Source organism: Paenibacillus sp. B2(2019) (assembly GCF_008370385.1).
Lineage (GTDB): Bacteria > Bacillota > Bacilli > Paenibacillales > Paenibacillaceae > Paenibacillus_AQ.
Genome location: NZ_VTZR01000025.1, coordinates 276,428 through 300,132, shown reverse-complemented (window position 1 = coordinate 300,132; position 23,705 = coordinate 276,428). Strand labels below are relative to the sequence as shown.

Below are 23,705 nucleotides of genomic sequence, written 5' to 3'. Positions count from 1 at the left end.
TCATCGTCCCTTCTAGGTTGGTGAAGTAATAAGATCCTAGCTATTATACACCGAGAAACGTTTTAAGTTCAGTTAAATCGGCACAAATTTCATCCGGTGAGATTCCGGTAAGATTTTTATAGTGGTCAAGATTTTCTGCATTGGTTAATCCGGTAAATACAAGAACTGTGCGACAGCCCGCATTTACTCCAGCAGCTATATCTGTACGCATATTATCACCAACTACTACAGCATGTTCAGGCTCGATATTAAGAAGATCTGTTGCAAACTTGATTAAATGAGATTCCGGCTTGCCAATCACTACCGGACTCACACCACTTGCAGCCTCGATGGCTGCTCCGATCGTACCTGCGCCTGGCATAATGCCATCATCTGATGGCAGCATTAAGTCTGGGTTAGTGAGTACAAACTTTGCTCCTCCCAGAATCCAGCGCGAAGCTTGCGAGAGCGACGTATAGTTGAAGGAGCGATCGATGCCTTGCAGTACATAATCGGGTGAGTCGGTGACGATGCGGAGCCCAGCTTCGGTACAAGCCACATGCAAACCCTCTTCTCCAAGTATCGCCACTGCAGCCCCAGGTGATTCCTCAGCTATGTAACGTGCGGCCGCCATTGATGAGGTACATACCTCCTCAGCTTTCGCATCGATTCCCATTCCACATAAATGTGCAGCCACATTAGCCGCTGTACGCGATGAATTGTTGGTAACAAATAAAAAAGGAATGCCCGCTTCACGCAGACCTTTAATCAGTAAATCAGCACCAGGAATCATTTTATGCCCATGGTATAACGTACCATCTAAGTCAATCAATAATCCTTTAATCTGTTCCATTATAAATCCCTCTATTTCCATAAGAAATTTAATTAATGTGATAAATGAATAATGGTATTAATAAACATTCAACCTAAGCCCAGCTTGGATTTAGAATGTTTAATAATACTTTTTGTTGGTGGTATTGCCCGATTGTTTTCGGCAAGATTTCCAGCCATTCGTACCTCTTTCATGCTGTAATTACTTTAAATCTAACACACTTCGTCGAATGAAATCGAACGAGAGACTCATCCAGCATTTTTTAGCATAGCACTGTCATTTCCTGCGCTTTCCCGGAAAATAATCATTTCCCCAATTGCCCGTTTTGTCTTCGATAAATTGGATATGTGCCGAATTCCTCCGCTAATAATGTCTCTGGAAAAATGAGTTCAGCTTCTTCCAGCAAAGGAATCAACTCTTCAGACGAACTGTAACGAGAGCTGAAATGAGTCAACAATAGTTGGCCTGCATTGGCTTCCTTGGCTAGCTCTGCAGCTTGACGTGCTGTACTGTGATGGTATTGATACGCCATTTCTGCCAGATCATGAGCAAAGGTTGCTTCATGAACGATAAGGTCTGCATGAAGTGAGAGTTCTAAAGCTCCTGAACAAGGTCTTGTGTCTCCCAAGATCGTAACAATACGCCCTCTTTTAGGTTCTCTAACAACATCAGCAGCGCAGATACGAACACCGTCATCCGTTAGAACATCTTCACCTTTTTTTAATTTTCCATATAACGGTCCAGGCTTTAAGCCATAACTCTTTAGTAATTCCGTATTGAGGCTCCCGGGACTATCCTTTTCCGTTACCCGGTAACCATAGCTATCAATACGATGCTCTAATAATGCTGCCTCCACTTTAAAACCATCATCCTCAAATACCGTTCCTCCTGTATGCTCGACAATCTCAATCTTGTATGGAATTCGGGATTGGCTCACAGCTAAGGATATATCTAAGTATGCCTTCAATCCAGGGGGACCATAAACCGTTAAAGGAGATGTCCCTCCCTGATAACCACGACTAGATAATAAACCTGGAAGACCAAATAGATGATCTCCGTGTAAATGTGTAATAAATAACTTTTCCAGCTTCCCTAGGCGAATCGGTGAGCGAAGAACCTGATGCTGAGTCCCTTCCCCGCAATCGAACATCCAAATGCTACGGCGTTCTTCCAGAAGTCTTAATGCAATCGACGTTACATTGCGTTGTATAGTTGGTACCCCTGCATTCGTACCTAAAAAATATAATTCCATCCCTCTTCCTCCCTTCTTCTTATTGACTGAACTATCTCTTATCTATTCTAAACGTCCTTCTTCCAGCAAAAAACCCCCCAGTTACGGGAGGTTCCGTTGAAAGGGATACAATCCCCCTACAGACCGTGTGTATAAATGAAAGAATTACAGCTTCTCTACATTAAAATACTGCGCTTCTGGATGAGCGAATACCATCGCCGAAACGGAAGCCTCAGGCTCCATCATAAAGCCTTCTGTAAGGTGAACACCGATATCCTCTGGGGATAACAGTTTAAATAGTGGTCCCTGATCTTCCAGATCTGGGCATGCAGGATAACCAAAGGATACACGAATCCCTTGATATCTTGCCCCATGTCTTTGTTTCATGGTCATATCTGCAGGATCTGGGAAGCCCCATGTATCACGCATCATGTGATGAACACGCTCCGCTAATCCTTCTGCTACTTCCAGCGCTACAGATTGTAACGCATGTGAGCGTAAATAATCTCCATTATCCTTAAGGGCTGTAGAGAGCTCACGAACACCGTGTCCCGCTGTTACCACGAGGAATCCAACATAGTCCATCATTCCACTGTCGACCGACTTCAAAAAGTCCGCTAGACAGAGATAAGGCTCAACACCTTGTCTTGGGAAAGTAAAGGTATGCAGAATCTCGGCTGTATTCTGTGGATTATACACGATAATATCGTTACCACTTGATTGTGCCGGAAAGAATTGATACATCGCATGAGGAGTAATCGTACCTTCCAGCATCGCTTGATGTAGAATATCATCGACAGTACCTTTCAACTCCACAGTCCGCTCATCACCAGCAGCTAATTGCGCCTCTACAGAACCTCGTAGCCCCAGATGGTGACCGAGCAGCATTTGCATGTTCACATAAGGGATAATATGCCCCAATGGATAATTACGAATGACATGGCGCTCTAAATCCGGTGGAACAAATACAGGTGCATCTGGAGATATTTTGGAGCGTACAGCTCTAGTCAGCGTAGGAAGCTCTTGCTTAGGAGCAACTGCCACTGCGGATTCTGCTTCCACTCGAATTTCCTCGGCAATTTTCTCCCGTTCAACAGGATTCATAAGCCGATTAGCAATATCGAGTCCATCCATAGCATCCTTAGCATATAATACCAGCCCATCATATTCCGGCCGGATACGTGTTTTGGTGAACTTGCGAGTCAAGGCAGCACCACCTACCATAATAGGCACATCAATCCCAGCCGTGCGTAAGTCTTGCGCAGTCAGCACCATCTGCTGTGCCGATTTTACGAGTAGTCCAGACAATCCGATTGCATCGGCTTTTTCACGACGAAACGCTTCGATAATGGTCTCAGGTGGTACTTTTATACCCAAATTAATGATCTGATAACCATTATTGGATAAGATGATCTCCACCAGATTCTTACCTATATCATGCACGTCGCCTTTTACAGTTGCCAGCATGATCTTACCTTTTACCGCTGTCTCATCCTTCTTCATAAACTGCTCTAAATGACCAACAGAAGCCTTCATCACTTCAGCGCTTTGCAGCACCTCAGCAACAATCAACTCATTGTTATTAAACAGCCGTCCAACCTCTGACATCCCGGCCATTAGCGGGCCATTGATAATCTCCAAGGGTCCTGATTTGGTAAGCGCCTCATTAAGGTCTGGAATAAGTCCTTCTTTGGTGCCTTCAACTACATATGAAGCCAGACGCTCTTCTAGTGACAGGTTAGAAATTTTCTCTTTTTTCTCAACCTTTTTCCCTCGGAAGGCGGCTACAAAAGCAGCAAGCGTGTCGTCATTCGTATTATAAATTAATTCCTCCGCAAGACGACGGTCTTCAGCAGGAATAGACGCATAACGTTCTACCTTCTCGGTATTTACGATCGCATAATCCAATCCAGCTTTAGTGCACTCATAGAGGAATACTGAATTCAGCACTTCACGTCCTGCTTCCGGTAATCCAAAGGAAACGTTGCTGATCCCCAAGATCGTATGAACACCTGGAAGTGCTTCTTTGATTAGACGAATCCCATCAATAGTTTCTTTAGCAGAGCCAATATATTGTTCATCCCCGGTTCCTACAGGGAACACAAGCGTGTCGAAAATAAGGTCTTCTCCAGCTAATCCGTATTTGTTCACTAGTAAGTCGTAGGAGCGTTTGGCAACTTCCAGTTTGTCCGTAGCCTTGATTGCTTGTCCTGTCTCATCAATCGTACCCACTACGATAGCTGCGCCATACTTATGAATCAATGGAGTGACCAGCTCAAATTTTTCTTCACCATCTTCAAGGTTAATGGAGTTAATTATCGCCTTACCTTGACAGTACTGTAATGCCAGATCAATAACCTTCGGATCGGTAGTATCGATCATCAAAGGAACTTTAACCTTTTTTACAACTAATTCTAGAAACAACTTAATATCTTCAATCTCATCACGGTCCGGATCTTGCACGCAGACGTCGATAACTTGAGCACCACTCTTCACCTGTGCACGGGCAATTTCTGAGGCTTCCTCATATTTACCTTCGACGATTAGACGTTTAAACTTACGCGACCCTAATACATTCGTACGTTCACCAACCATGTATGGACGGTTGTCGTTCTCAATATAAATAGGCTCAATCCCAGAAAGTGCCGGTGGATGATTTCCTGCAAGCGGACGTGGAGGGAATTGCGAAAGTGCCTCCGACATAGCACGGATATGTTCCGGTGTCGTTCCGCAACAACCTCCCGCAATGTTAAGCCATCCCTTTTCTGCAAACGCAGCAATTTTACGCGCAAGAGAATCAGGAGATTCATGATAATGCCCATTCTCATCTGGCAGTCCAGCGTTCGGATAACAACTCACAGCCGCTGAAGAGATTGCAGAAAGTGAACGAATATGATCACGCATGAACTCTGGACCCGTCGCACAGTTCAGGCCTATAGAGATAGGCTTCAGATGTTCTAAAGAAATATAGAATGCTTCAATGTTCTGACCGGCAAGTGTGGTACCCATCGGCTCTATTGTTCCCGAAATCATCACTGGCAGTTTGATACCCGTCTTCTCAAATGCATTTCGAATACCTATACTTCCAGCCTTCACGTTCAGAGTATCCTGAGAGGTCTCTAGCAATAACGCATCTACTTGACCATCAATCAATGCCACTGCCTGTTCCTCGTAGCTATCAACGAGCTCTTGGAAAGTCACGCCTCCCGTAACAGAGAGTGTCTTTGTTGTAGGACCCATCGCACCTACAACATAGCGGGGACGATCTGGTGTATCATATTTATCAACGGCATTACGGGCTAGCTTTGCTGCAACCAGATTAATTTCACGAGCCCGTTGCGGAATATCATATTCAGCAAGTACAACAGACGTTGCACCAAATGTATTTGTTTCAATGAGATCAGCACCTGCTTCAAGATACTGCTCATGAATCGTCTGAATTACTTCTGGACGAGTTAATACTAGCATTTCATTACAGCCGTCCAATTCTTCCCCACCAAAATCCTCACCTGTCAGAGGCACCTGTTGGATCATTGTGCCCATTGCACCATCTAGAATTAATATTCTTTGTTGTAAGCTTTCCTCAAGTGTATATTTAGCCAACGTATAGTCCCCCCAGTAAAACATTAGAGTAAGTTTAGCAGAATAAAGGAATTTCGAAAAGCCTTCCTTTCCACTCTGCATTATCTGTAATCAACGGAATTGCTATTCTTTTAATTATGGTTTTACAGAGAGTTCTTTATTAGGCATAGAATGCTGAGTTCTAGCAGTTACGTGTGATGTAACAATATATTGTCCTTCTTTCGTTAGTGTTCCCTCTGCTTGATAGATTCCATCACTGACTAGCTTCCCTTTAAATTCAATTTTCTGTTCACTATCATCTTTACTCACAATTTCGAACAGAACTTCTTTCGCATCATCTACTGCCAAGTTGTCTTGCGTCACCACTGCTTCAAAGGTCACCTTCTGATTTACAACAACCTCTTCAGGATTCAAATGTAACTCGACCTTGATAGGTTCCATAGACATGTCCATGTTCATGTTCATATTATGTACGCCAGAATGTTTAGTTTGGTCTGATGAACATCCTCCCAATACTAAAAGTGTTGCACCTAATAATAAAGGAACTATTGTTTTTGAAATCTTCATTTAGATTCCTCCCAGTCGAATTGATTACTAAGAATCTACCAATTCATGTTATACATTCTCCATCTATTATACACATTATTATTGGTTTTTCAGTATTTCGCATCAATTCAGCTAAACTCTTGTGACTTAAATCATATACTAGTAAATCTCATCTAACATACTAAATATGATGTAGATATAAAAAAGACAGCAAGTCTCCTAGTAACCTAGGAACTCACTGCCTTCTTAAAGCTTAAATGAATGAAAGCCTCTTCTACTCAATTTTATAAAGATTGGACTAATGAAAGAAGCTCTCCAAGATGTTTGATTTCATAATCCGGCTGAATTTCCGGATCTGGCTGTTTGCCTTTTCTGTTAATCCAAACTGTAGTCAAACCTGTTGCCAGCCCACCACGAATATCCGTTGTAAGCTTATCTCCGACCATAACTCCTTGCTCAGGTGCAATATCTAAAAGTTCTAGGGCATGCAGAAAAATTTCCTTATCCGGCTTTCCTTTGCCGAAGCTTCCAGAAATCACGATGTGATCAAAGAAAGGAACGATTTCAGGTACGCCATCTAGTTTCTCTTGTTGCAATGCAGGGCATCCATTAGTCAGAAGCAATAGCTTCACTTTCCCCTTCAGTTCTTCAAGCACCTGAATCGTTTCTTCATAGATGTAAGGTCGATTTCTACGCTCTGCTGCGAATTTGGTTGCTAATGTCTCAGCAAGAGCTTCGTCCTCTACACCAAGTGCTGCAAGACCGCGACGCCATGCCTCTTTACGATATCCCGGTGCAAGCTGCTCCAATTGACGGAATTCCGGCTGTTCACCTGCAGTAAAGTTCCCCCAAAGTGCTTCAAACGGATTAATCCCAATCATCTTTGTAAACGGGTTCGTTTCGTAGGATTCATATAGTCCAATGGCTTCTTTACGCACCGCAAGTTCCAGTTCTTGTGGATCAATCGTATCCCCAGCGGCTTCACATGCAGAACGAAATGCTTCATTAACGCTCCGATCATCCCAGAGCAGTGTATCATCAAGGTCAAATAGTACGGCGGAAATTGGCATTACAGGTCTCCCTCTCCCATGGCTGGTTAATTTCTATTCGTGAACTACTTCAATTTGGTGAGCTTTTGCGAATGCTTCCAGTCGAGTCCCCATTGCATTGGTATCATAACGATTCATAAGTCTGGTAAAAATCCATTTCGTGCGTTTGCCTTTATGCTTAATTACAACAGCTCCACGCGAAAGGATGATTTTCTCAATATCAGAAGCTGGCAGATAACGTTCGCGGTTGAATTTTATAGTAGATAGTCTAGCATTCTCTACCTTCAAGTACGGACGTCGGAAGAACAGAAGTGCCGCTAGTAAGTAGTACAAAACGACTCCTAACCAGTTCATTAGCATACCATTACCTTTGGCCTGGTCCACTGAACCAACCATCCAAAACATAGTACCAAGCACTAATAACACTACTGGAAATGCAATGTTACGGCCTTTAAAGGTTTCACTGTTCTTACCAGGAGATTTAGATTTAGATGCGTAAATCGTTTCCTTCCCCTGTTTCTTTCTTTGCTTATTAATTTGCTGCGTGTTGCGTTGAACCATTCTTTCCCAAGAACGGGCCATATGCGTTCCCCCTAGTCATCCAGTAATATCTATGAAAAGGAACAGGGTGTTAATGCTTACGCCCCTTGTTACCTTGTTCATGCTCATCATTATCGACCAATTCAATCGTATTCAATTGTGCTCGGAAGTTATTGCGAATATTCCCCAAATAAATTTCACGAAGCTTGGCGCGTTCCGCCGTTTCCTCTTGATTAAGGCCTACGCTCTTCTGTTTGCGTGCCAATTCGTTAATACGCGCGACCAACTCATCAATATTCAAAACTTTCCCTCCCCTTATAAATTAATTCTAACTCTGCCATGAGAAAAAGAGCTTGTCAAGGTTTACTCCCTGCAAGCTCTTCATGTCCTCTTATTATGTTCTTAGAATATTAATATATAGGTAAAGTGAGAATATCTCCAGCATTAATCTGACTACCTTTAATGCCATTGGATTTTTTAATTCCTTCTATATATACAGCCGTTTTCATATCAGAAGGTTTATTCTCAAGAGCAATACTCCAAAGTGTATCTCCACGTTCAACCACTACGCGCTTCTCATCCTTCATTAAAGTAGTAGATCCTGCAAATACATTACCTACTACTGTAAGTCCTGATAGTACGAGCACGATGATCAATGTCAGTTTAATAACAAAATCTCTACGGAACAAACGCATCAAGCCTTCAAGCAAAAACTCTGTAATCTCTTTAATCTGAGCTGAATAACGGGTAATAGGATTATGTCCTAAAGATTCAACCACTGGGGCTTTATCGTAGATGCTACGGTATGTACTGTATTTTAACATGAATATCATCCTCCAAACACTTGTTCTTACTTTTGAAATTATAATAACACGAACATGTGTTTTGTTCAATACTATTTTAGAACAATTGTTCTCTTTTTTTCAGAGGTTACTATTTACCATATTCTTCATATAAAGAATCACTCTTATCGTTTAGATGAAGGAAACGCAATCAATACAAGACTACCATTTATTAACTCTTTCGAATTAATATTTATAATAGTTAGAACTTATGTTTGTGCGAACGGTAGTTCTATGTTATAATTTTCCCAAACATTACTATATGGGGTTGATTCCAATGTCAAAGATTTCAAGTCGCCAGCTGGCGATCCTGGAATTTATACGTAGCGAAGTCCGCAGCAAGGGTTATCCTCCTTCCGTCCGGGAGATTGGAGAAGCTGTTGGTCTTGCTTCCAGCTCCACAGTTCACGGTCATTTGGATCGGCTAGAGAAGAAGGGACTTATCCGTCGAGATCCAACGAAGCCTCGTGCGATAGAATTGCTTGGCCAAGAGGATTCCGAGAATGTCCATCATTTCGCGCAAACCGTCGCTCGCATTCCTGTCGTAGGTAAGGTTACCGCCGGGGTTCCTATCACTGCTACTGAGAATATTGAAGACTACTTCCCGCTTCCAACTCACTATGTTGGAGATAACAAAGTATTTATGTTATCGGTTCAAGGTGACAGTATGGTCGAAGCTGGGATTATGAATGGCGACTATGTTATTGTTCGTCAACAACAAACGGCTGATAACGGAGATATCGTTGTAGCTATGACCGAAGAAGATGAAGCAACCGTTAAGACTTTTTATAAAGAACGTGATCATATACGTCTTCAGCCGGAGAATCCGGCGTACGAGCCTCTTCGCCTTAATCGCGTAACCATTCTCGGCAGAGTTATCGGATTATTTCGAGATATCCACTAAGTATGCACTCCTACCATGCGAAAACGGATACCGCCCTTTAAAGGACGGTATCCGTTTCTACGAGAAGTATAAGGATAGGGTATATCGTAAAAATAAAACTTTCTTTTATTTTTTAAAAAGCTGTTCTGCAAATGCAGAACAGCTTTTTAACTGTTATCAAACCCTATTTATCAATCATAGAACATTTGTTCCCATAAGCTAAAATGACCATTTTTAATGAATAACCGTTTAGGCATCCTGCTCATATCTTAATTAGAAAGGAGTGTTGCACAATGCCAAATTACCGGATTATAGTTGATCTGACGCAGCGTATGCTTTATCTTCTTGATAACGACATTGTGATCAGGGGCTTCCCAGTCGGAATCGGTAAAATGTTAACTCAATCACCACTCGGTGAATTCACAATCATCAACAAACAACCCGATCCAGGTGGTCCATTTGGGGTCTTTTGGATGGGGCTATCTAAGCCTCACTATGGGATACATGGAAATAATGATCCCTCATCCATAGGGCACGAAGTATCCCACGGTTGTATTCGTATGTACAATGAAGATGTGTTAGCACTAGCTGCGATTGTACCGATTGGAACACGAGTAACGATCAGGAATTAAATCTATCTCTATAGATAAACACGCCTCACTCATGGTTCACTGGAGGGGGCGTGTTTGTATTTATGTATTTTTGATGACCTAATAGGAATTATGTGGTTATATGTCGAATAATGTTAACAGGATTTCAAATTGAAAGGAAGTGTCTCGTTTTGAACAACTCAAAAATTAGAACCCTCGTCGATTTTAAAGTCGATGCACTTGTTAAACTCTCTGGCTTATTGTTAAATAACGATCAAGCGAGTGGAAAAAAAGTAAATTTACTCACCTCATTCGGCAGTATTCAAGGGACCATCTCCCCTTCCACCTCCAATAAAGAGGATGTTTTTGACTTAAAATCTCTAATGGATGATGTCATTGTAGATGAATACATATCTTATTTAGGTGCGGAACATCCCGATAAAAATTTCAGCTATAACTTTGTAGTCCTTAATGATGTTTCTGTAAGACCCTATACTCACTATGAATCTCCGATCGAATACAAACAGCTAATTGTTTATACTGATCAAATCACAGCCTTCAATTTCTTATGATTTTGACATATTTATTTTAAATGCTCTCAACAAAGCACTCCAGCAGTTGCCCCAATTTTGCACTCAGCTTGCAAAATCGGCAGATCTCTGGGTGCTTTCTCTTTTTCTAATCAGTAGTCGTTTCCTAAATTCCCACGATTTTCGCTCTTAACAGATACTAGTAGAGAGAATTCAGGCATATCTTTCAATAAGCAATAAATCTTGCTCTACTGAGATCATTGGAGGTGTGATTACATGCTGATTTTCTTGATGTATATGTTTGCCATTGTAGGAGGAGTCTTAATTCTAAGTGCCGTTATTATAGAATTAAAAAAACTATCTACTTCTTCTGAACTTTCTAAGCTGTTAAACGCAACCTCATCTTTTAATATTATATTCACCAAAACATTCATTCCGCCCAATCAATCTCACTTGATCGCCCTTAATGAACCTTATAAAAAAATAGCAATAGGTACCAGCAATCCGAAAACAAGCAAAAAGGCAATAGCAAAGCTATACTCGTTCGACAATATAATGGGATCAGAGATTGTTGTTAACGCACTAACCCTTTCAAAAGTATCTAAAAGACAACAAAACAGCAAATCAACTGCTTCAAGTGCGGATATTAATGTGGTTAATAGCGGTGACGAAGAGGCTGATGTTATTGAGGAACTTACGCTTAAAATATATATGAACAGCAATGAAATACCTGTGTATAGTATTTCCTTCTTGCCAGGCTTATTGCCCATTCAACAATCCGATAATCAATACAAAGAAGCTTACTCCCAAGTCCAACAATTACATGCGTTCTTCAGGTCGATCGTATCCGAATGAATGCCCCCCTTCCGCCTATTATTACTTCACTTTACCTTTCCCAATTAGAAATTTTGAAAACCTTAAGGAAAGACAAAAAAACGGTCCTTTTGAGAGGGCCGTTTTCGCTGCATCCAACATTCATTTTAAAATTGCACACTAAATCCGTTAAATTGATGAATGCCCGTACCATGAGCAACAAGATCCCGTTCACGTAATTCACGAACTGCCTTCATAACCACTTGCAAAATAGCTGGATCTAGACCCAACGTATTATGAGAGCCGAATACTTGAGATACATTTGGAATTTGCGCAATCTTTTCTAAAGAAGCCACTAAATCTGCCGGACTAGTAGAGGGATAAAAAGCATAAATTGGCGTAACATCATACAACAAATCCCCTGTAAACAGATACCCGTTGGCATGATCAAAGATGCTAATATGACCTGGCGAATGACCCGGTGTGTGGTAAATTTCTAATCTACGCCCGCCTAAATCAAGCACATCTCCCTCTCGCAATAGAGCTGTTGGTTTCCCTTGATAAGGTGTATACGTATTAGGATCAAACGTCTCAGGAACAGGAAGAGTAATATCTCGGCTCATATCTTTTCTGATCTGGGCAAGGGTCAAACCTCGTATTCCATTAATTAGCCAATCCTCATCCTCTTTATGAACATAGATCGTCTCAAATTGTCCATGACTGCCTATATGGTCTGCATGCACATGTGTAGTGATGACAGTGATAGGTAAATCCGTTAACTGATCCGTTATTCTTTTTATATTATCGATGCCTAATCCCGTATCAATCAACACCGCTTGTTCTTTCCCTAACAACAAAAAAGAGTGCACCTTTTCCCAATGTCCATATTCACTGATTGCATAAGTAATTGGATCAATTTTCGTGACTGTGAACCATCGATCTTGAATCAAGTGTGATCCTCCATTCCGTTCCATTTCTCCCTTACCTGCTTTTCTCCTTTATAATAGTCCGCTTGTTGATCCGCCTGATAAATTTCTTGATAGGGGAGAATGTTGATTTTACCTGAGTCCGGATATTCGCAAACATCTATGCCCTGGTTCGTTCGGAGATCAAGATACTTGCAAGGGGCATCCGTATGATTATAAAGTTGATGCGCTCCTTCAGGTCCCATTTCAAAAAATATCACATCACCTTCAGAAACCTCACTAAAACCCTCTGGAGTTCTTAACATCGCTTTTCCCGTCAAAATCACAAATATTTCTTCAGCGTTTCTATGAAAATGATAAGGAAAGGAATACTTATCTGGATCAAGCGATCTTATGTCGAAGACAAGATGTTTAGAATTAGCGATCTCAGCTAACCTCTCACTCGTATGCCAAGCAAACTCAGGGATCGGAGATAACTTTTGTTTAAATGAAACAGTATTTTCATTAAAAATCTTCGCCAAATATAACACCCCTCATCCATTACGCTTTTCTTTCAATATAATCGGTTTGGTACTTTATGTAAATGCAGATTATCAGGTTTAACAATAAAAAAAGCCCCGCCAGCATTGGCGAGACTCTTATATGTGAGATATCCTATTTATTTTGAAGAACGATTTTGATTTCTCCATCTGAACTAAAACTTAAAACCGTAAAATCAGTATTGATTTCAAGTTCTTTCCAATCCTTAGGAAGCTGGTAAGCTAGTTTGCCACGAATTTTCTTTCCCGCAGCTAAAGCGCCGTCCATTGTTCCTACTTGACTATCCAAAGTATGAGCCAAGAGATCTTCATTTATGGAGAAGCTGTCTTGGTATGCATTGAACATTAGCATAGAGCTTACCATATAATCTTTACTGGAAATATTCTCAAGTATAATTCCGATTTCTACAAACTCATTACCCTCTGATGGTTGTACATAATCATTTCCCTTAGGCTTTTCCAGAGACTCAACTGTAAGCTTAAAATTCTTAGTTGTGATGGTTTGTCCAACTTCATTTATCATCGTTTCCTTTGGCTCTTCTGTAGGCTTGCTGGTAGGCTTTTCCGTTTCGACCGGTTTCTCTGTTGCTGCAGTATCATCTACCTTTGCCACTGCTGGTTCTGATTTTGATACTGTAGGTTCACTATCATTCCCCTGTGATCCAATCACCCCAATTACAACAAAAACAATAATGAGCCAAAACCACCATTTTTTAAAAAAAGGTTTCTTTGTTTTCAATATTCTACTTCCTCTCAGATAATATCCATTTCCAACTTTTGCTAGGAAAATATACCCATATTATCCTATGAAAGATATACCTTTGCAAGAAAAATATAAAATAATGTCAGATGATAAGAATAATTGTGACCGTTATATTAAATTCCATTTTACTAGAACTATAAATATAAAAAAACACCTCAACGGCAAAGACATCAAGGGTCTAAAGGTTTTTGTAAAAAGTCTTGTATTGCACTCTTTACCACTCTTGAACTTGAGTGTGGTAAATCTCACAACAAATATACTAGTCCAGCTATAGCCAAGGAAAGAACCCCTCCTAAAGCAGACCAATTCGCTACTTTATTTTTAATTTTACGGCCTTCTTTGGATTCCGAATAAAAATTCCCTCTTTGCTGAGTACCTGTCGTAAATCCGCCAATACATATACCAGAGATCACAAAAAAAGCCAGTCCTATATATATGAATATGCGCATATTAGTGCTCCTCCCAGGAAAGCGTTGGATATCTATATATAAGATATTCTAACATTATTCTCCACTACTAATTGGAAAAGTTAAAATGATGTATGACGAGAATGCACATAATCGAGGAATCATCGGTATGTGCTCAGGTGCTATTTCTTGTGGCGATTGGTATTGCAGCCCTTCTGGTGTCTACTTAGTTTCTCCACTAACGGAGAGAGTCCTCTTCTTCGAGTTTTGGACTCAGATGACGTTATTTACAAAATAATCGTCTTTTGTGCAGGGTTTCGGACTCCAGTAACGTTATTGCTTCTTTAGAGCATAATATTGGGTACTTTTCAGGCCAATAACTGCATTTGGGTCCGATAGCAAGCCAAAAACAGAATAAAGCTACAAATAAGATCTGCTGTGAAGCTAGAAGGTGCATCGTACATAAGTTTGGTTGCAAGCCTCCGTTATGGTGTGGATGTTCTATTATTCCCTTATTTCACCCTCTAGAAATAAGGGAAGCGAACTGATTGTGGTTGGTAAGTGCGTACGTATAAATTGGACGTGCCTAGACACAGGTTTACACCAATACAAAAATACGAGAAGAAAAAGGACCATTGAGCAGAAACTCAGGGTCCTTTCCTTTTTAATGCTTATTCAGTTGTAATAGGCGCGCCCGGTTTGGCAGCGATTAAAAGATGACATTAAAAGTGAATGTCTTTTCGAGAGAAAAACTGAAACTTTATAAGTATCAATTTTTACATTTTTAAAAAGACATAAATGATTAATTATCTGTCATCATTTCAAGACGCTACAACCATATGGCAACTTCATGAACTAACATTTCCTCTTACAAAGTATGAGAAGCGCGCGTGACCAACTTATCCGCTATCCCTAGCCAATCAATCTTAACAATTGCTCTCAGCAATTTCCATATAAAAATTCAGTTAAAAAAATATAATCTGATAATTTTGAAGTCTACTTATATATTATGGGCATTTACTAGACAAAAAACAGAGAATCCTCTACAGTATCGCTAATCTTCCGCTGCGCTCGTTGAATATATTCGCTAACGCTTCCGTAGGTAATGCCGAGCATTTTGGCTATTTCAGAATGTGGGATGCACTGCCCATGTGCCAGAGTATAGCATTCTCGTTCCCGTTCGCTTAATTGATTAAGTGCATATTCTAATTGGAACCGTTGTTCATCTGAAAGATTGGCTGGGCTTCCCGCCTTTGAATCACTAGCGAAAGCCTGCATTCGTATTGGATCCAGTAGTATTTCCCGTTCATAGCCAGCTCGCCGTTCAATTCCACGCTTATTCCCTGGTCTCCGTCCTGAATTCAGCCACTCAATGACAAACTCACAGTCAGATTCCATTCCAGAAATCACCTTTTTATCATCAGCATCAGCCTTCCTATATGCTCGCTCCGCGCCATTGAGGGAGAGTCGATAGTTTAGGGCAGTTGCTGGACCTAAGTCCGTTACCTTTACTGCAGGAGCCTTGCTATTGGCGATGTTCATCCTCATTCCCCTTTGTGGTATAATTTGGTCGAGGATAAAAGCTGCTATTGCCCTGACGCATCAGGGCTTTTTTCTGTATAAATACATTCCACCAACATAGAGAACATCTTCATGTTTGTACTGATAGGATATGTGTTGTATGCATCTTTGAATCTAACCCAACTCGGTCCCCACTTCAGCACCTCTACAGGTTTTCCTGGGTTTTCAGTAAAGATAAAATGTCTATGCCCGTCCGACAATGCTTTTTGAGTGTCCTTGTATCTCATTCTACGGATCCCTTAATCACAAATGGCCTCTCAACAGCCTTACCAAATAGGTTTGGGATATTTCGAATCTAGGTTTGCTCTCTCTTCCTCCGTGAGTTGTGATCTCTTAATCTTTCCTTGCCCACCGCCTGTAGATTCAATCTCCTTGCTTTTGATTCCTGAGTACCAATCGCTTATTATGATTTCCTCGCTTTCGGATTATCAAAGTCGCTTGTTCCTCTCTCAACCCGTGCTATATTAAATAAGAGGTGAATTTTATGAACGGTAAGAAAGTTATCATTATTCTTTTGTCCATCTCTTTACTGGGTGTGATTGCTTACTTCGGAGTAGCTTATGGATTACTTTGGTATATCTTTAATGGTTAAGATCTATGATTACCCGGCCCCATTTTACTTGAATTATGCGGTCTGACTCGATGGCCTTCGGCCTAACAGTCAAGTTTCATCTTTTCGATCTGCTCTTTGTACCTGTCCCAAGTGTCTTCATCGAAGCATTTTTTTTAACTACTCAAGCTATGACCTTGCCCTTCTATGATGTCATTCAAGTCAATGCAGATTGTTCTCTCAAACATCGTGACTTTCATGCCGCCCTCTTCAAACGGATAGGTACCTACGGCTTCTGCGAAGTCCGCCAAGTCTGAAAAATCAAGATGAACGTAGGCATATTCCGTTTTGTTCTTCTGAAATTCCTGAGTATATAGGCCAGTTTCGTTTTCATTGAGCAGATGGTACAAATCTGCATTTACTTCTTTCATCCTCTTCTCCCCCTTATACCTCTATTAGTCCAAGAATTCTTTAATCAAATTTCCTTTACGATCAAAGTATTTGGTACGCCACCAGGGATGGCAGTTCTCAGCGTAGTATTTCCCCTCGAAGCAAACGTCAATATTTCCCGAGTTATTGCCACCCACCATCACGCCACATTACCCGTCAACCTCGATCTTCATTCCTTGATATGCGAAGTCAATTGCACGGCGCTCGCAAATCTCCCGGAAGGTCGCTGGATTGGTGAACAAGTCACTGACCTTGAAACCGCCGATCTTCCGGCAGCGCAATTTCTTGACTACTGTACCGAACTTCTCTTCCCACAATCCATCCTGAAGGTATTCCCGAAATGAATACTTAGTCTTCCCAGCATTTTCACCTTGTACTGTTCATCTGCACCAAGGATCATCCCATTCGCTCCACTGGACCCATACTTCATAAGTATTCATCGTGCATCGTCTCCTTTGATTGGGGTCTCAGCCCCCTAAATTAATCCAGCGCTGATACTGTACGCTCTATACTTGCAATCAGATTCATGTTCATGAACACTTGTATTCGAACTCCCTTCATATCCCGATTAAATGCCTATGCCTCAGAATCGTTTTGTGTTGCCATTTCTACCTTTCCATGCAGCATGTTAATCAAAACGTATACAATGTCATGCTATCCATGTGTCTCAGCCCCTTTATAAGTTCAGTACAGCCAACTCCATCATTTATATCCTCCTTGTGGGAGAGGAGGGCTATTAACCCATCTCTGTCCCAGTATTTTCGTACTGTGCAGCATGTGGACATCAACCTAAGTTGGCATGATATAATACATTTGTTAATAATTATCATTTTTTTTGAAAGGGGATAAACATGAATAACATAAAGAAGGAAAATCAAAATATTAATAAATGGCTTTCTATTATTTGTCTTATATTAATACCTCTCTCTGTTGGCATCGGAATTGTATTCGATCTTTATCGAGATCCAATACAAATTCTGCTTATGGCGTTAGGTTTTATTAGTTTATCTTGGATAAATTGGTCAAAGTATAAAGAGAAATCTAAGTTGTAAATACTTTTGCTTCACAGTATGCGTCTACTGCGTCATAAACTTTGGGAGAGGAGTGCTGCAACCTCCTCTATCCCTTAATGTCATGTATCTTCGTACTGCGCAGTAAATAACTTCAAATAAGTTCTTTTTTTTAGTTTTAGTTTGTTATACTAAAACAATAACTATTAATGAGGTGTTATCTTGCAATATATTTTTTTAATACCATTGGCATTTGTTTGGGCGATTCCCTTGGTTTTACTGTTAAAAAGAGATTATCTTACTAAAAACAAGGTTTCAGATAAAAATGCTAGCATAGAGAAAAAATTAGACAGAATAATAGAATTGCTTGAAAAAGATAAGGGTGCATAATCACTTTTATCTTTTTTTATGTCGCAGTATGCGTCTACTGTGCCTTTGGGAGAGGAGGGATACTCCTACTCCCTTAATGATCTGGTGCGGCCCCCGCGTTACTGGGTTTATGCTGTCGGACGATAGCCTTCGCCCCTTAGAACAACGTTAATTGCATATTCTTCAACCGTTCCATTCCGTCTGCAGCATGTCGTTCATCACGCCCTATAGCGATATATTTTCTTCCAGTCCTTGATGCAGCCACAGCCGTTGTACAACTTCCAGCACAATTGTCTAGGACGGTTTCCCCAGGGTTGGTGTAGGTGCGTATGAGGTATTCGCACAACTCCACTGGTTTTTGATTTGGATGGATTAGTTCAGGATCATCGTTGTTAAATACCGGATAGTACAAGACACTGCGCGGCAATCTCTCAGTCTTCCCAGCCTCGTTTGACCACGGAATTTCATCACCATAAACAGATGATTTATGGTTGTTAGTCGCTGCATTCATTGGTTTATGTCCCTAACTCATTTGAGCATTATAGGTCGGCAGCCTTTTATAAAAGACTAGTATGTTTTCATGAGCTTGCAGCGGCATCAGACCTTTGTTTAAGTGTCCTGTTGCCTTGTTCTTTTCCCATATCCATTCATATTTAAATAATTTCATATTGCTGGCTGCGAGTGCCTTATCAAATGGGGCTTTAGCAAATAAGACGATTGCCCCGTTATCCTTAATGATCCGTTCATATGCCTTCTATAGCTGATCAAACGGCAGGATAGAATCCCTAGGACTCTGCGTTGTGCCGTATGGTAGATCGCATAGGATCATGTCCACACTTCCTATAATTTGTTAATAGTGATAATGTACTTATAACTAATTAATAATAAGGAGATAGATAAATTGCATAAAAAGAAATATTTCACCCTTTCACCACCGTTCCTCATTCTAGGGATCATCTTGGCTTTCACTCTTCCATACGATAAAAGGTCTTATGCATTATTAGCAACCATGATGGCATTTTGGATTACTTACTATGTTTGGATTTATATAGAGAAGCTGATACAGAAGAAAAACGAATAGCATTTGTTACGCCTTATGTGTCTACTTAACAATACTAAGCGTGATAAATGCCGCCTCTGCCCTCTCTCGGGGGCAAATGTTTGTCTTATCCTTTACCTGTGTCAAGACTTGTTGCTCCCTTCCTTATTTCACTTCAGAGCATCCGAAGCCATGCGATAAAAAGGATTTGGCGCCGCGGATTTAATCTTTTCAAGTGCTTCCTGTAGATCATTTCGCTCAGAAATCAAATCAGAAACATTCATTTCCACTGCGTTCGCCCACTCGGTCAGGATTTTCATTTGCCCTTGATATTCATCCAACTCCGCCTGTTGCCGGGCTATGGTCTGCTGTGCCTCTGCTAAATCCCTCTGAACATCTGTGTCAGCCATCATCAACCCGTTTACAGCTTCTTTCCAACGCGCGTTCTGTTGTTGTGACTCTTCTAGTGAGTAAATTAAATACGCAATGTCTGCCTTTTCAATCATGAACCAACACTCATAACTGCACTCCTTCCCAGTTCCAAATCCGTTGTTGCCCTTTGGCTGGAATCGGAGCCAGCAGTTGCTTAATTTCTGCCAATTCCCAAGCATAGCGTCCTTGATCAAACCATCCGAAGGAATACTCTTTATCAAGAGTATTGAATTGAGTTTTTCGAGTGTCTGATTCCAAGGCAATCACTCCGCCCAGCACATCTCGCCGGATTCTGAAGCAATCTATCAACTCTGAAGTAGCTACCAAAGCCCCAGTCGGTAAGTTGTCCACTGTATAACCGTTCCGAGTCAACGCTACTTTAATCTCTGGCACCTCGCAGGCTTCTTTATCAATCTTCTTCCCTGCATGGATAGCGAGTGCTCCTCTGTGCTTTGTGGGCGCGCGTTTCAAACTTCTTCTCATTGAGAGCTATCAGTGTTGCCCACGGCTGAATGATGGTTGACTTCATGGCTTTGCCTCATTTCTTCATCGTGTTTTCAAATAAATTGAAGAAATGTTAATATTGTTTTTTTTCAAACCGATAGTAAAAAGAGAATAAATAATACATAAGGAGAATTTGAAATGGAATATATACTCATTGGTATTGGAATATATGCACTACGTATACTTGTTCCAATTTTTGTTGCTAGAGTTATGTGGAAAAAGAAATCCGAAATATGGAAGATTGTTATTGCTGTCATACTGACAATTTTCATACCTTGGTTGGGTTTAATTTATCTCGTCATCGATCGTTTAAGGTCACCAAGCATCCCCCGATTATAGTCTCCACATTTGTCCAACCCCTGGCGCTGAGCGACTTGTTTGCATAATTGTTCTTTCAATACATACTGGTTATTTGTCCTCTCCTTTATATGGTAGAGGGTGGTTAACCCTCTACCTTCTTTAGATATTCAGTGGCAAACCCGCCATTAAAACCTTCCAGCAGCACTACCTCTGATCCGCACAAGTCCCACGGTTCCGACTTCACCGTCCAAACCTTATCCTTGTATTTTTCCTTCCGAGCTTCGTAGCATGAATGCATGATTACTTTGTCTTCCGGTATCAGTCCGGATTTCTCAAGCCACTCAATCATTTCACCAGCCCGGATCTGTGCTCCGAGTGTTATAATCTCGCCTGCATTGAAGCAGTTGCTTTTCAGCTCCTTGTATATCCCGTTCAAAATCAGCGATAATTTCAAGGTTGTAGTCGATACAGAACAGAATCTGCTGCTTATTCATCCGTCAGCGTATTTCCTGCCGCACTCATAACGGTATTTATCCCATGTTTCCATGTCTTTTCCCTCCCTGGGACTAACGAAACTTATTTTGATAAGCCACGTACAAATGTTAAATAATTGAAATCGGAGTGTTACATATGGATAAAAATAAAAAGTTTTACGTCTTGGATCTAGGAATATGCTTTGCTGTTGCTTTTGGATTTGCATTCCACAACATTGCATTAGGTATTGGTTTAGGAATTGTTTTTGGTGTTGCCTTGTCTCAGACAGGTAAACCCAAAACTCCTAAAGATAAATGAGATTCCGCTACTGGGCCTATCACCGATTAATGGCTTAGCCTTATTTTGAAAATGGGTTACTGCCCAGTACATTGGCTAGGCATCAGCATACGATGACGTATAACCAATTGGGAGGTAATATGTTGAACTATCCAATGAACCAAATGAATTCAATGCATCAAATGCACCAAATGCCACAATCCATCGTGGTATACCCTGTTGATCCATATGTTGTAGAAACCTTAAAATCTGTTATTGGAAAACAAGTTGTGTTAGAAACTACTCGTGGTGGAGTCAGCGGATGTGTAGTTGATGTCAAACCAGACCATGTTGTGTTAGATACTAGAGGTAGAAAGTTCTTTGTCCGGATATGTGAGATTGTTTGGATCATGCCTGAGTAATTTTCTATTCCAGAGGGGCTGTGAAAACAGCTCTTTTTTCATATCTATTTGCCTCTTGTAGCTAACTGTTCAGCATTCCTGATAACCAATAATGCAATAAATTCGTTGTTATACGAATTTTATAATATTCAAATCGATCATTTGGATGATAAGACCCCCTGTGCAGCATAGCCATTAAGAGCATCAGTAAACATTGCAGTGAAGATCTTTAGATCGTTAGTCTCAAACGACTCAAGTAATCTAATCTCGCGGAAATTCACCTCTATCTGCCGTACTCTTTCCTGGTTTGTGTTCAGCGAATATCTTTTGCTTCAAAGGAGATACTTCCTTCTTCACCTTCTTACGGGTGGTATTGCGTTTCGCACATGAAGATAAGCAATAGGTTGTTCTGTAGCTTCCACATGAACTTTAAGTTCCGCACATCGATATTTCGGTGGAATTGCCCAGCCTTTCGGACGTTCCGGACGCCATCCGGGTCCACCTGTGATATAAAGTGGCTTAACACATGCCGTGGCTTCGTCACGGGTTAGCCGAAATCCTCTCTATTCAATTTTTTTTTGCGAATTTTGAAACGTATTGGTCTCTCAGCGCTGCCGATCCATTCTCTTCGTCACACTCATGCTGTCCTTTTACTTGAGGCTGGTAACGATATGAAGTACGTACAAGAACGTTTAGGTCACGGTAGTATGAGAATCACAGCGGACACATACACACATATTTCAAAGAAAATAAATGAAAGCAGTGTGGAGAAATTTGAAGCTCATATGAGAAGTATCCTCGAATAAAACTACATTTTCAGGGGGCATTACGGGGGCGCTCATTAACCTTCCACAAAACCTCCAAACCTTACCCACACAGAAAAAAACCCTTAACACCAATGGTGTCAAGGGTTTAACAGTTCTAGTAAAGAGTCATATATTGCGCTCTTTCCCACTCGTGAACTTGTGTGCGGTAGATATCCCATTCGATTTCTTTTAGCTCGTAGAAGTGAGCCAAAGCATGTTCGCCGAGAGCTTCGGTAATAACATGACTGCGGATCATTTCGCTAAGTGCTTCTTTCAAATCGGATGGCAAGCTTGGAATGCCTTCTTCGATGCGCTCTTCTTCAGACATCACATAGATGTTACGATCAATCGGAGCTGGAAGATCAAGCTTACGTTTAATTCCGTCAAGACCTGCTTTCAACATAACAGCAAGTGCGAGGTAAGGGTTAGCTGCTGGGTCCGGGTTACGAACCTCAACACGTGTGCTAAGACCTCTAGAAGCCGGAATACGAATCATTGGGCTACGGTTACTTGCAGACCAAGCTACGTAGCAAGGTGCTTCATAACCAGGAACAAGGCGTTTGTATGAGTTCACTGTTGGGTTAGTAATCGCTGCAAAAGCACGAGCGTGCTTCAAAATACCAGCCATGTAGTAACGTGCAGTTTTGCTCAGACCCAGCTTGTCGCTTTCGTCGTAGAACATGTTTTCTTTGCCTTTAAACAAGGATTGGTGAGCGTGCATACCAGATCCGTTGATACCGAACAATGGTTTAGGCATAAAAGTTGCATGCAGGCCGTGCTGACGGGCTACCGTTTTCACGACGAGCTTAAAGGTTTGAATTTGGTCAGCAGCAGTAATCGCGTCAGCATATTTAAAGTCAATTTCATGCTGGCCCGAAGCTACTTCATGGTGGGAAGCTTCGATTTCAAAGCCCATTTCTTCAAGGGTCAGTACGATTTCACGACGACAGTTTTCCCCTAAATCCGTTGGCGCTAAGTCAAAGTATCCACCTTGGTCGTTCAATTCCGTAGTAGGATTTCCTCTTTCGTCTGTCTTGAATAGGAAGAATTCAGGTTCTGGTCCAACGTTCATAGCTGTGAAACCCATTTCTTCAGCTTCCTTCAGACAACGTTTGAGGATACCACGCGGGTCTCCAGCAAAAGGTGTACCATCTGGCATGTAGACGTCACAAATCAGACGAGCTACACGACTATCAGTCACCCAAGGGAAGATTACCCATGTATCTAGGTCAGGGAAGAGATACATATCAGATTCTTCAATCCGTACGTATCCTTCGATGGAAGAACCGTCAAACATCATTTTATTATCAAGCGCTTTTTCCAATTGGCTAACTGGAATCTCTACATTCTTGATAGTACCTAAAAGATCCGTAAATTGCAGACGAATAAAACGAACATTCTCTTCCTTGGCAATGCGTAAAATATCCTCTTTAGAAAAGCTCATGTGATCCTCTCCCTTTC

General features: G+C 41.2%; 29 protein-coding genes and 1 pseudogene. 9 read left to right on the top strand and 21 right to left on the bottom strand.

Going from position 1 to position 23,705, the window contains the following annotated elements; all coding sequences use genetic code 11:
* Positions 1-43: 43 nt before the first annotated feature.
* The 8 genes from PAENI_RS26520 to PAENI_RS26485 form a co-directional block, all read right to left on the bottom strand.
* Positions 44-832: an HAD-IIA family hydrolase gene (locus tag PAENI_RS26520; RefSeq protein WP_149647311.1), complete on the bottom strand. Its 789-nt coding sequence runs from the start codon at positions 830-832 to the stop codon at positions 44-46.
* Between the two features lie 283 nt (positions 833-1,115).
* Entirely contained in the window at positions 1,116-2,063 is a 948-nt protein-coding gene (rnz, locus tag PAENI_RS26515) for a ribonuclease Z (RefSeq protein WP_149647310.1), read from the bottom strand.
* A gap of 144 nt (positions 2,064-2,207) precedes the next feature.
* Positions 2,208-5,585: a methionine synthase gene (gene metH, locus PAENI_RS26510; RefSeq protein ID WP_410477495.1), complete on the bottom strand. Its 3,378-nt coding sequence runs from the start codon at positions 5,583-5,585 to the stop codon at positions 2,208-2,210.
* A gap of 174 nt (positions 5,586-5,759) precedes the next feature.
* Complete coding sequence (locus PAENI_RS26505; RefSeq protein WP_149647308.1) at positions 5,760-6,191, bottom strand: FixH family protein; 432 nt, start codon at positions 6,189-6,191, stop codon at positions 5,760-5,762.
* A 263-nt stretch (positions 6,192-6,454) separates the two neighbouring features.
* The gene (locus tag PAENI_RS26500) at positions 6,455-7,240 is read right to left on the bottom strand and encodes an HAD family hydrolase (protein ID WP_149647307.1); all 786 of its coding nucleotides are present in this window, start codon (positions 7,238-7,240) and stop codon (positions 6,455-6,457) included.
* 33 nt (positions 7,241-7,273) lie between these two features.
* Positions 7,274-7,801: a hypothetical protein gene (locus PAENI_RS26495; RefSeq protein ID WP_149647306.1), complete on the bottom strand. Its 528-nt coding sequence runs from the start codon at positions 7,799-7,801 to the stop codon at positions 7,274-7,276.
* A gap of 49 nt (positions 7,802-7,850) precedes the next feature.
* Positions 7,851-8,060 carry a DUF896 domain-containing protein gene (locus PAENI_RS26490; protein ID WP_042188845.1) on the bottom strand — a complete coding sequence of 70 codons (210 nt, stop codon included), beginning with the start codon at positions 8,058-8,060 and terminating at the stop codon, positions 7,851-7,853.
* Between the two features lie 109 nt (positions 8,061-8,169).
* Positions 8,170-8,583, bottom strand: a complete 414-nt coding sequence (locus PAENI_RS26485; protein ID WP_076283534.1) for a LysM peptidoglycan-binding domain-containing protein — start codon at positions 8,581-8,583, stop codon at positions 8,170-8,172.
* A 295-nt stretch (positions 8,584-8,878) separates the two neighbouring features.
* Here PAENI_RS26485 and lexA point away from each other — a divergent pair, with 295 nt between their 5' ends.
* The 4 genes from lexA (at position 8,879) to PAENI_RS26465 (ending at position 11,459) form a co-directional block, all read left to right on the top strand.
* Entirely contained in the window at positions 8,879-9,505 is a 627-nt protein-coding gene (gene lexA / locus PAENI_RS26480; protein ID WP_042188849.1) for a transcriptional repressor LexA, read from the top strand.
* 272 nt (positions 9,506-9,777) lie between these two features.
* Positions 9,778-10,116, top strand: coding sequence for a L,D-transpeptidase (locus tag PAENI_RS26475; protein ID WP_042188851.1), 339 nt, complete (start codon positions 9,778-9,780; stop codon positions 10,114-10,116).
* A gap of 149 nt (positions 10,117-10,265) precedes the next feature.
* On the top strand, positions 10,266-10,646 hold the full coding sequence (locus PAENI_RS26470; protein WP_042188853.1) for a hypothetical protein: 381 nt from the start codon (positions 10,266-10,268) through the stop codon (positions 10,644-10,646).
* Between the two features lie 234 nt (positions 10,647-10,880).
* On the top strand, positions 10,881-11,459 hold the full coding sequence (locus tag PAENI_RS26465; RefSeq protein WP_149647305.1) for a hypothetical protein: 579 nt from the start codon (positions 10,881-10,883) through the stop codon (positions 11,457-11,459).
* Between the two features lie 125 nt (positions 11,460-11,584).
* On the opposite strand, the gene PAENI_RS26460 is transcribed toward PAENI_RS26465, so the two are convergent.
* The 8 genes from PAENI_RS26460 to PAENI_RS32330 all read right to left on the bottom strand — a co-directional run bounded on the left by PAENI_RS26460 (position 11,585) and on the right by PAENI_RS32330 (position 17,063).
* Positions 11,585-12,391, bottom strand: a complete 807-nt coding sequence (locus tag PAENI_RS26460; protein ID WP_149647304.1) for an MBL fold metallo-hydrolase — start codon at positions 12,389-12,391, stop codon at positions 11,585-11,587.
* Positions 12,364-12,864, bottom strand: coding sequence for a cupin domain-containing protein (locus tag PAENI_RS26455; RefSeq protein WP_188114698.1), 501 nt, complete (start codon positions 12,862-12,864; stop codon positions 12,364-12,366). The genes PAENI_RS26460 and PAENI_RS26455 overlap by 28 nt, the downstream gene beginning before the upstream one ends.
* A 133-nt stretch (positions 12,865-12,997) precedes the next feature.
* Positions 12,998-13,621 (bottom strand): DUF4352 domain-containing protein, encoded by a 624-nt coding sequence (locus tag PAENI_RS26450; RefSeq protein WP_149647302.1) that lies wholly within the window; start codon positions 13,619-13,621, stop codon positions 12,998-13,000.
* A gap of 269 nt (positions 13,622-13,890) precedes the next feature.
* On the bottom strand, positions 13,891-14,094 hold the full coding sequence (locus tag PAENI_RS26445) for a DUF5316 family protein (protein WP_149647301.1): 204 nt from the start codon (positions 14,092-14,094) through the stop codon (positions 13,891-13,893).
* Positions 14,095-15,072: 978 nt separating this feature from the next.
* Positions 15,073-15,594, bottom strand: coding sequence for a sigma factor-like helix-turn-helix DNA-binding protein (locus tag PAENI_RS26440; RefSeq protein ID WP_262495748.1), 522 nt, complete (start codon positions 15,592-15,594; stop codon positions 15,073-15,075).
* A 765-nt stretch (positions 15,595-16,359) separates the two neighbouring features.
* A complete protein-coding gene (locus PAENI_RS26435) occupies positions 16,360-16,614 on the bottom strand; it encodes a hypothetical protein (protein WP_149647299.1) in 255 nt (84 codons plus the stop codon).
* Positions 16,615-16,782: 168 nt separating this feature from the next.
* The gene (locus PAENI_RS32770) at positions 16,783-16,914 is read right to left on the bottom strand and encodes a hypothetical protein (protein WP_262495747.1); all 132 of its coding nucleotides are present in this window, start codon (positions 16,912-16,914) and stop codon (positions 16,783-16,785) included.
* A gap of 8 nt (positions 16,915-16,922) precedes the next feature.
* Positions 16,923-17,063 carry a hypothetical protein gene (locus PAENI_RS32330; RefSeq protein ID WP_223179009.1) on the bottom strand — a complete coding sequence of 47 codons (141 nt, stop codon included), beginning with the start codon at positions 17,061-17,063 and terminating at the stop codon, positions 16,923-16,925.
* Positions 17,064-17,865: 802 nt separating this feature from the next.
* On the opposite strand from PAENI_RS32330, the gene PAENI_RS26420 reads away from it, so the two are divergent.
* Positions 17,866-18,033, top strand: coding sequence for a DUF4083 family protein (locus tag PAENI_RS26420; RefSeq protein ID WP_231573285.1), 168 nt, complete (start codon positions 17,866-17,868; stop codon positions 18,031-18,033).
* A gap of 136 nt (positions 18,034-18,169) precedes the next feature.
* On the opposite strand, the gene PAENI_RS32325 is transcribed toward PAENI_RS26420, so the two are convergent.
* On the bottom strand, positions 18,170-18,523 hold the full coding sequence (locus tag PAENI_RS32325; protein ID WP_223179008.1) for a DNA methyltransferase: 354 nt from the start codon (positions 18,521-18,523) through the stop codon (positions 18,170-18,172).
* 390 nt (positions 18,524-18,913) lie between these two features.
* Between PAENI_RS32325 and PAENI_RS26410 the strand changes: the two genes are divergently transcribed.
* Positions 18,914-19,093 (top strand): hypothetical protein, encoded by a 180-nt coding sequence (locus PAENI_RS26410; protein ID WP_081382781.1) that lies wholly within the window; start codon positions 18,914-18,916, stop codon positions 19,091-19,093.
* 128 nt (positions 19,094-19,221) lie between these two features.
* On the opposite strand, the gene PAENI_RS26405 is transcribed toward PAENI_RS26410, so the two are convergent.
* The 3 genes from PAENI_RS26405 to PAENI_RS26395 form a co-directional block, all read right to left on the bottom strand.
* Positions 19,222-19,557 (bottom strand): hypothetical protein, encoded by a 336-nt coding sequence (locus PAENI_RS26405; protein ID WP_149647296.1) that lies wholly within the window; start codon positions 19,555-19,557, stop codon positions 19,222-19,224.
* A gap of 10 nt (positions 19,558-19,567) precedes the next feature.
* The gene (locus PAENI_RS26400) at positions 19,568-19,954 is read right to left on the bottom strand and encodes an ASCH domain-containing protein (RefSeq protein WP_316502945.1); all 387 of its coding nucleotides are present in this window, start codon (positions 19,952-19,954) and stop codon (positions 19,568-19,570) included.
* Between the two features lie 475 nt (positions 19,955-20,429).
* A complete protein-coding gene (locus PAENI_RS26395; RefSeq protein WP_262495746.1) occupies positions 20,430-20,741 on the bottom strand; it encodes a hypothetical protein in 312 nt (103 codons plus the stop codon).
* Positions 20,742-20,917: 176 nt separating this feature from the next.
* On the opposite strand from PAENI_RS26395, the gene PAENI_RS32045 reads away from it, so the two are divergent.
* From PAENI_RS32045 to PAENI_RS32040, 3 genes and pseudogenes are all read left to right on the top strand, one after another.
* The gene (locus tag PAENI_RS32045) at positions 20,918-21,079 is read left to right on the top strand and encodes a glycine zipper domain-containing protein (protein ID WP_188114697.1); all 162 of its coding nucleotides are present in this window, start codon (positions 20,918-20,920) and stop codon (positions 21,077-21,079) included.
* Between the two features lie 161 nt (positions 21,080-21,240).
* Positions 21,241-21,459 (top strand): DUF2642 domain-containing protein, encoded by a 219-nt coding sequence (locus tag PAENI_RS26390; protein WP_316502943.1) that lies wholly within the window; start codon positions 21,241-21,243, stop codon positions 21,457-21,459.
* A 530-nt stretch (positions 21,460-21,989) separates the two neighbouring features.
* Positions 21,990-22,244: pseudogene (locus tag PAENI_RS32040) on the top strand (tyrosine-type recombinase/integrase); the annotation flags it as partial.
* 115 nt (positions 22,245-22,359) lie between these two features.
* On the opposite strand, the gene glnA reads toward PAENI_RS32040, so the two are convergent.
* Complete coding sequence (gene glnA / locus PAENI_RS26380) at positions 22,360-23,688, bottom strand: type I glutamate--ammonia ligase (RefSeq protein WP_042128352.1); 1,329 nt, start codon at positions 23,686-23,688, stop codon at positions 22,360-22,362.
* Positions 23,689-23,705: the final 17 nt, after the last annotated feature.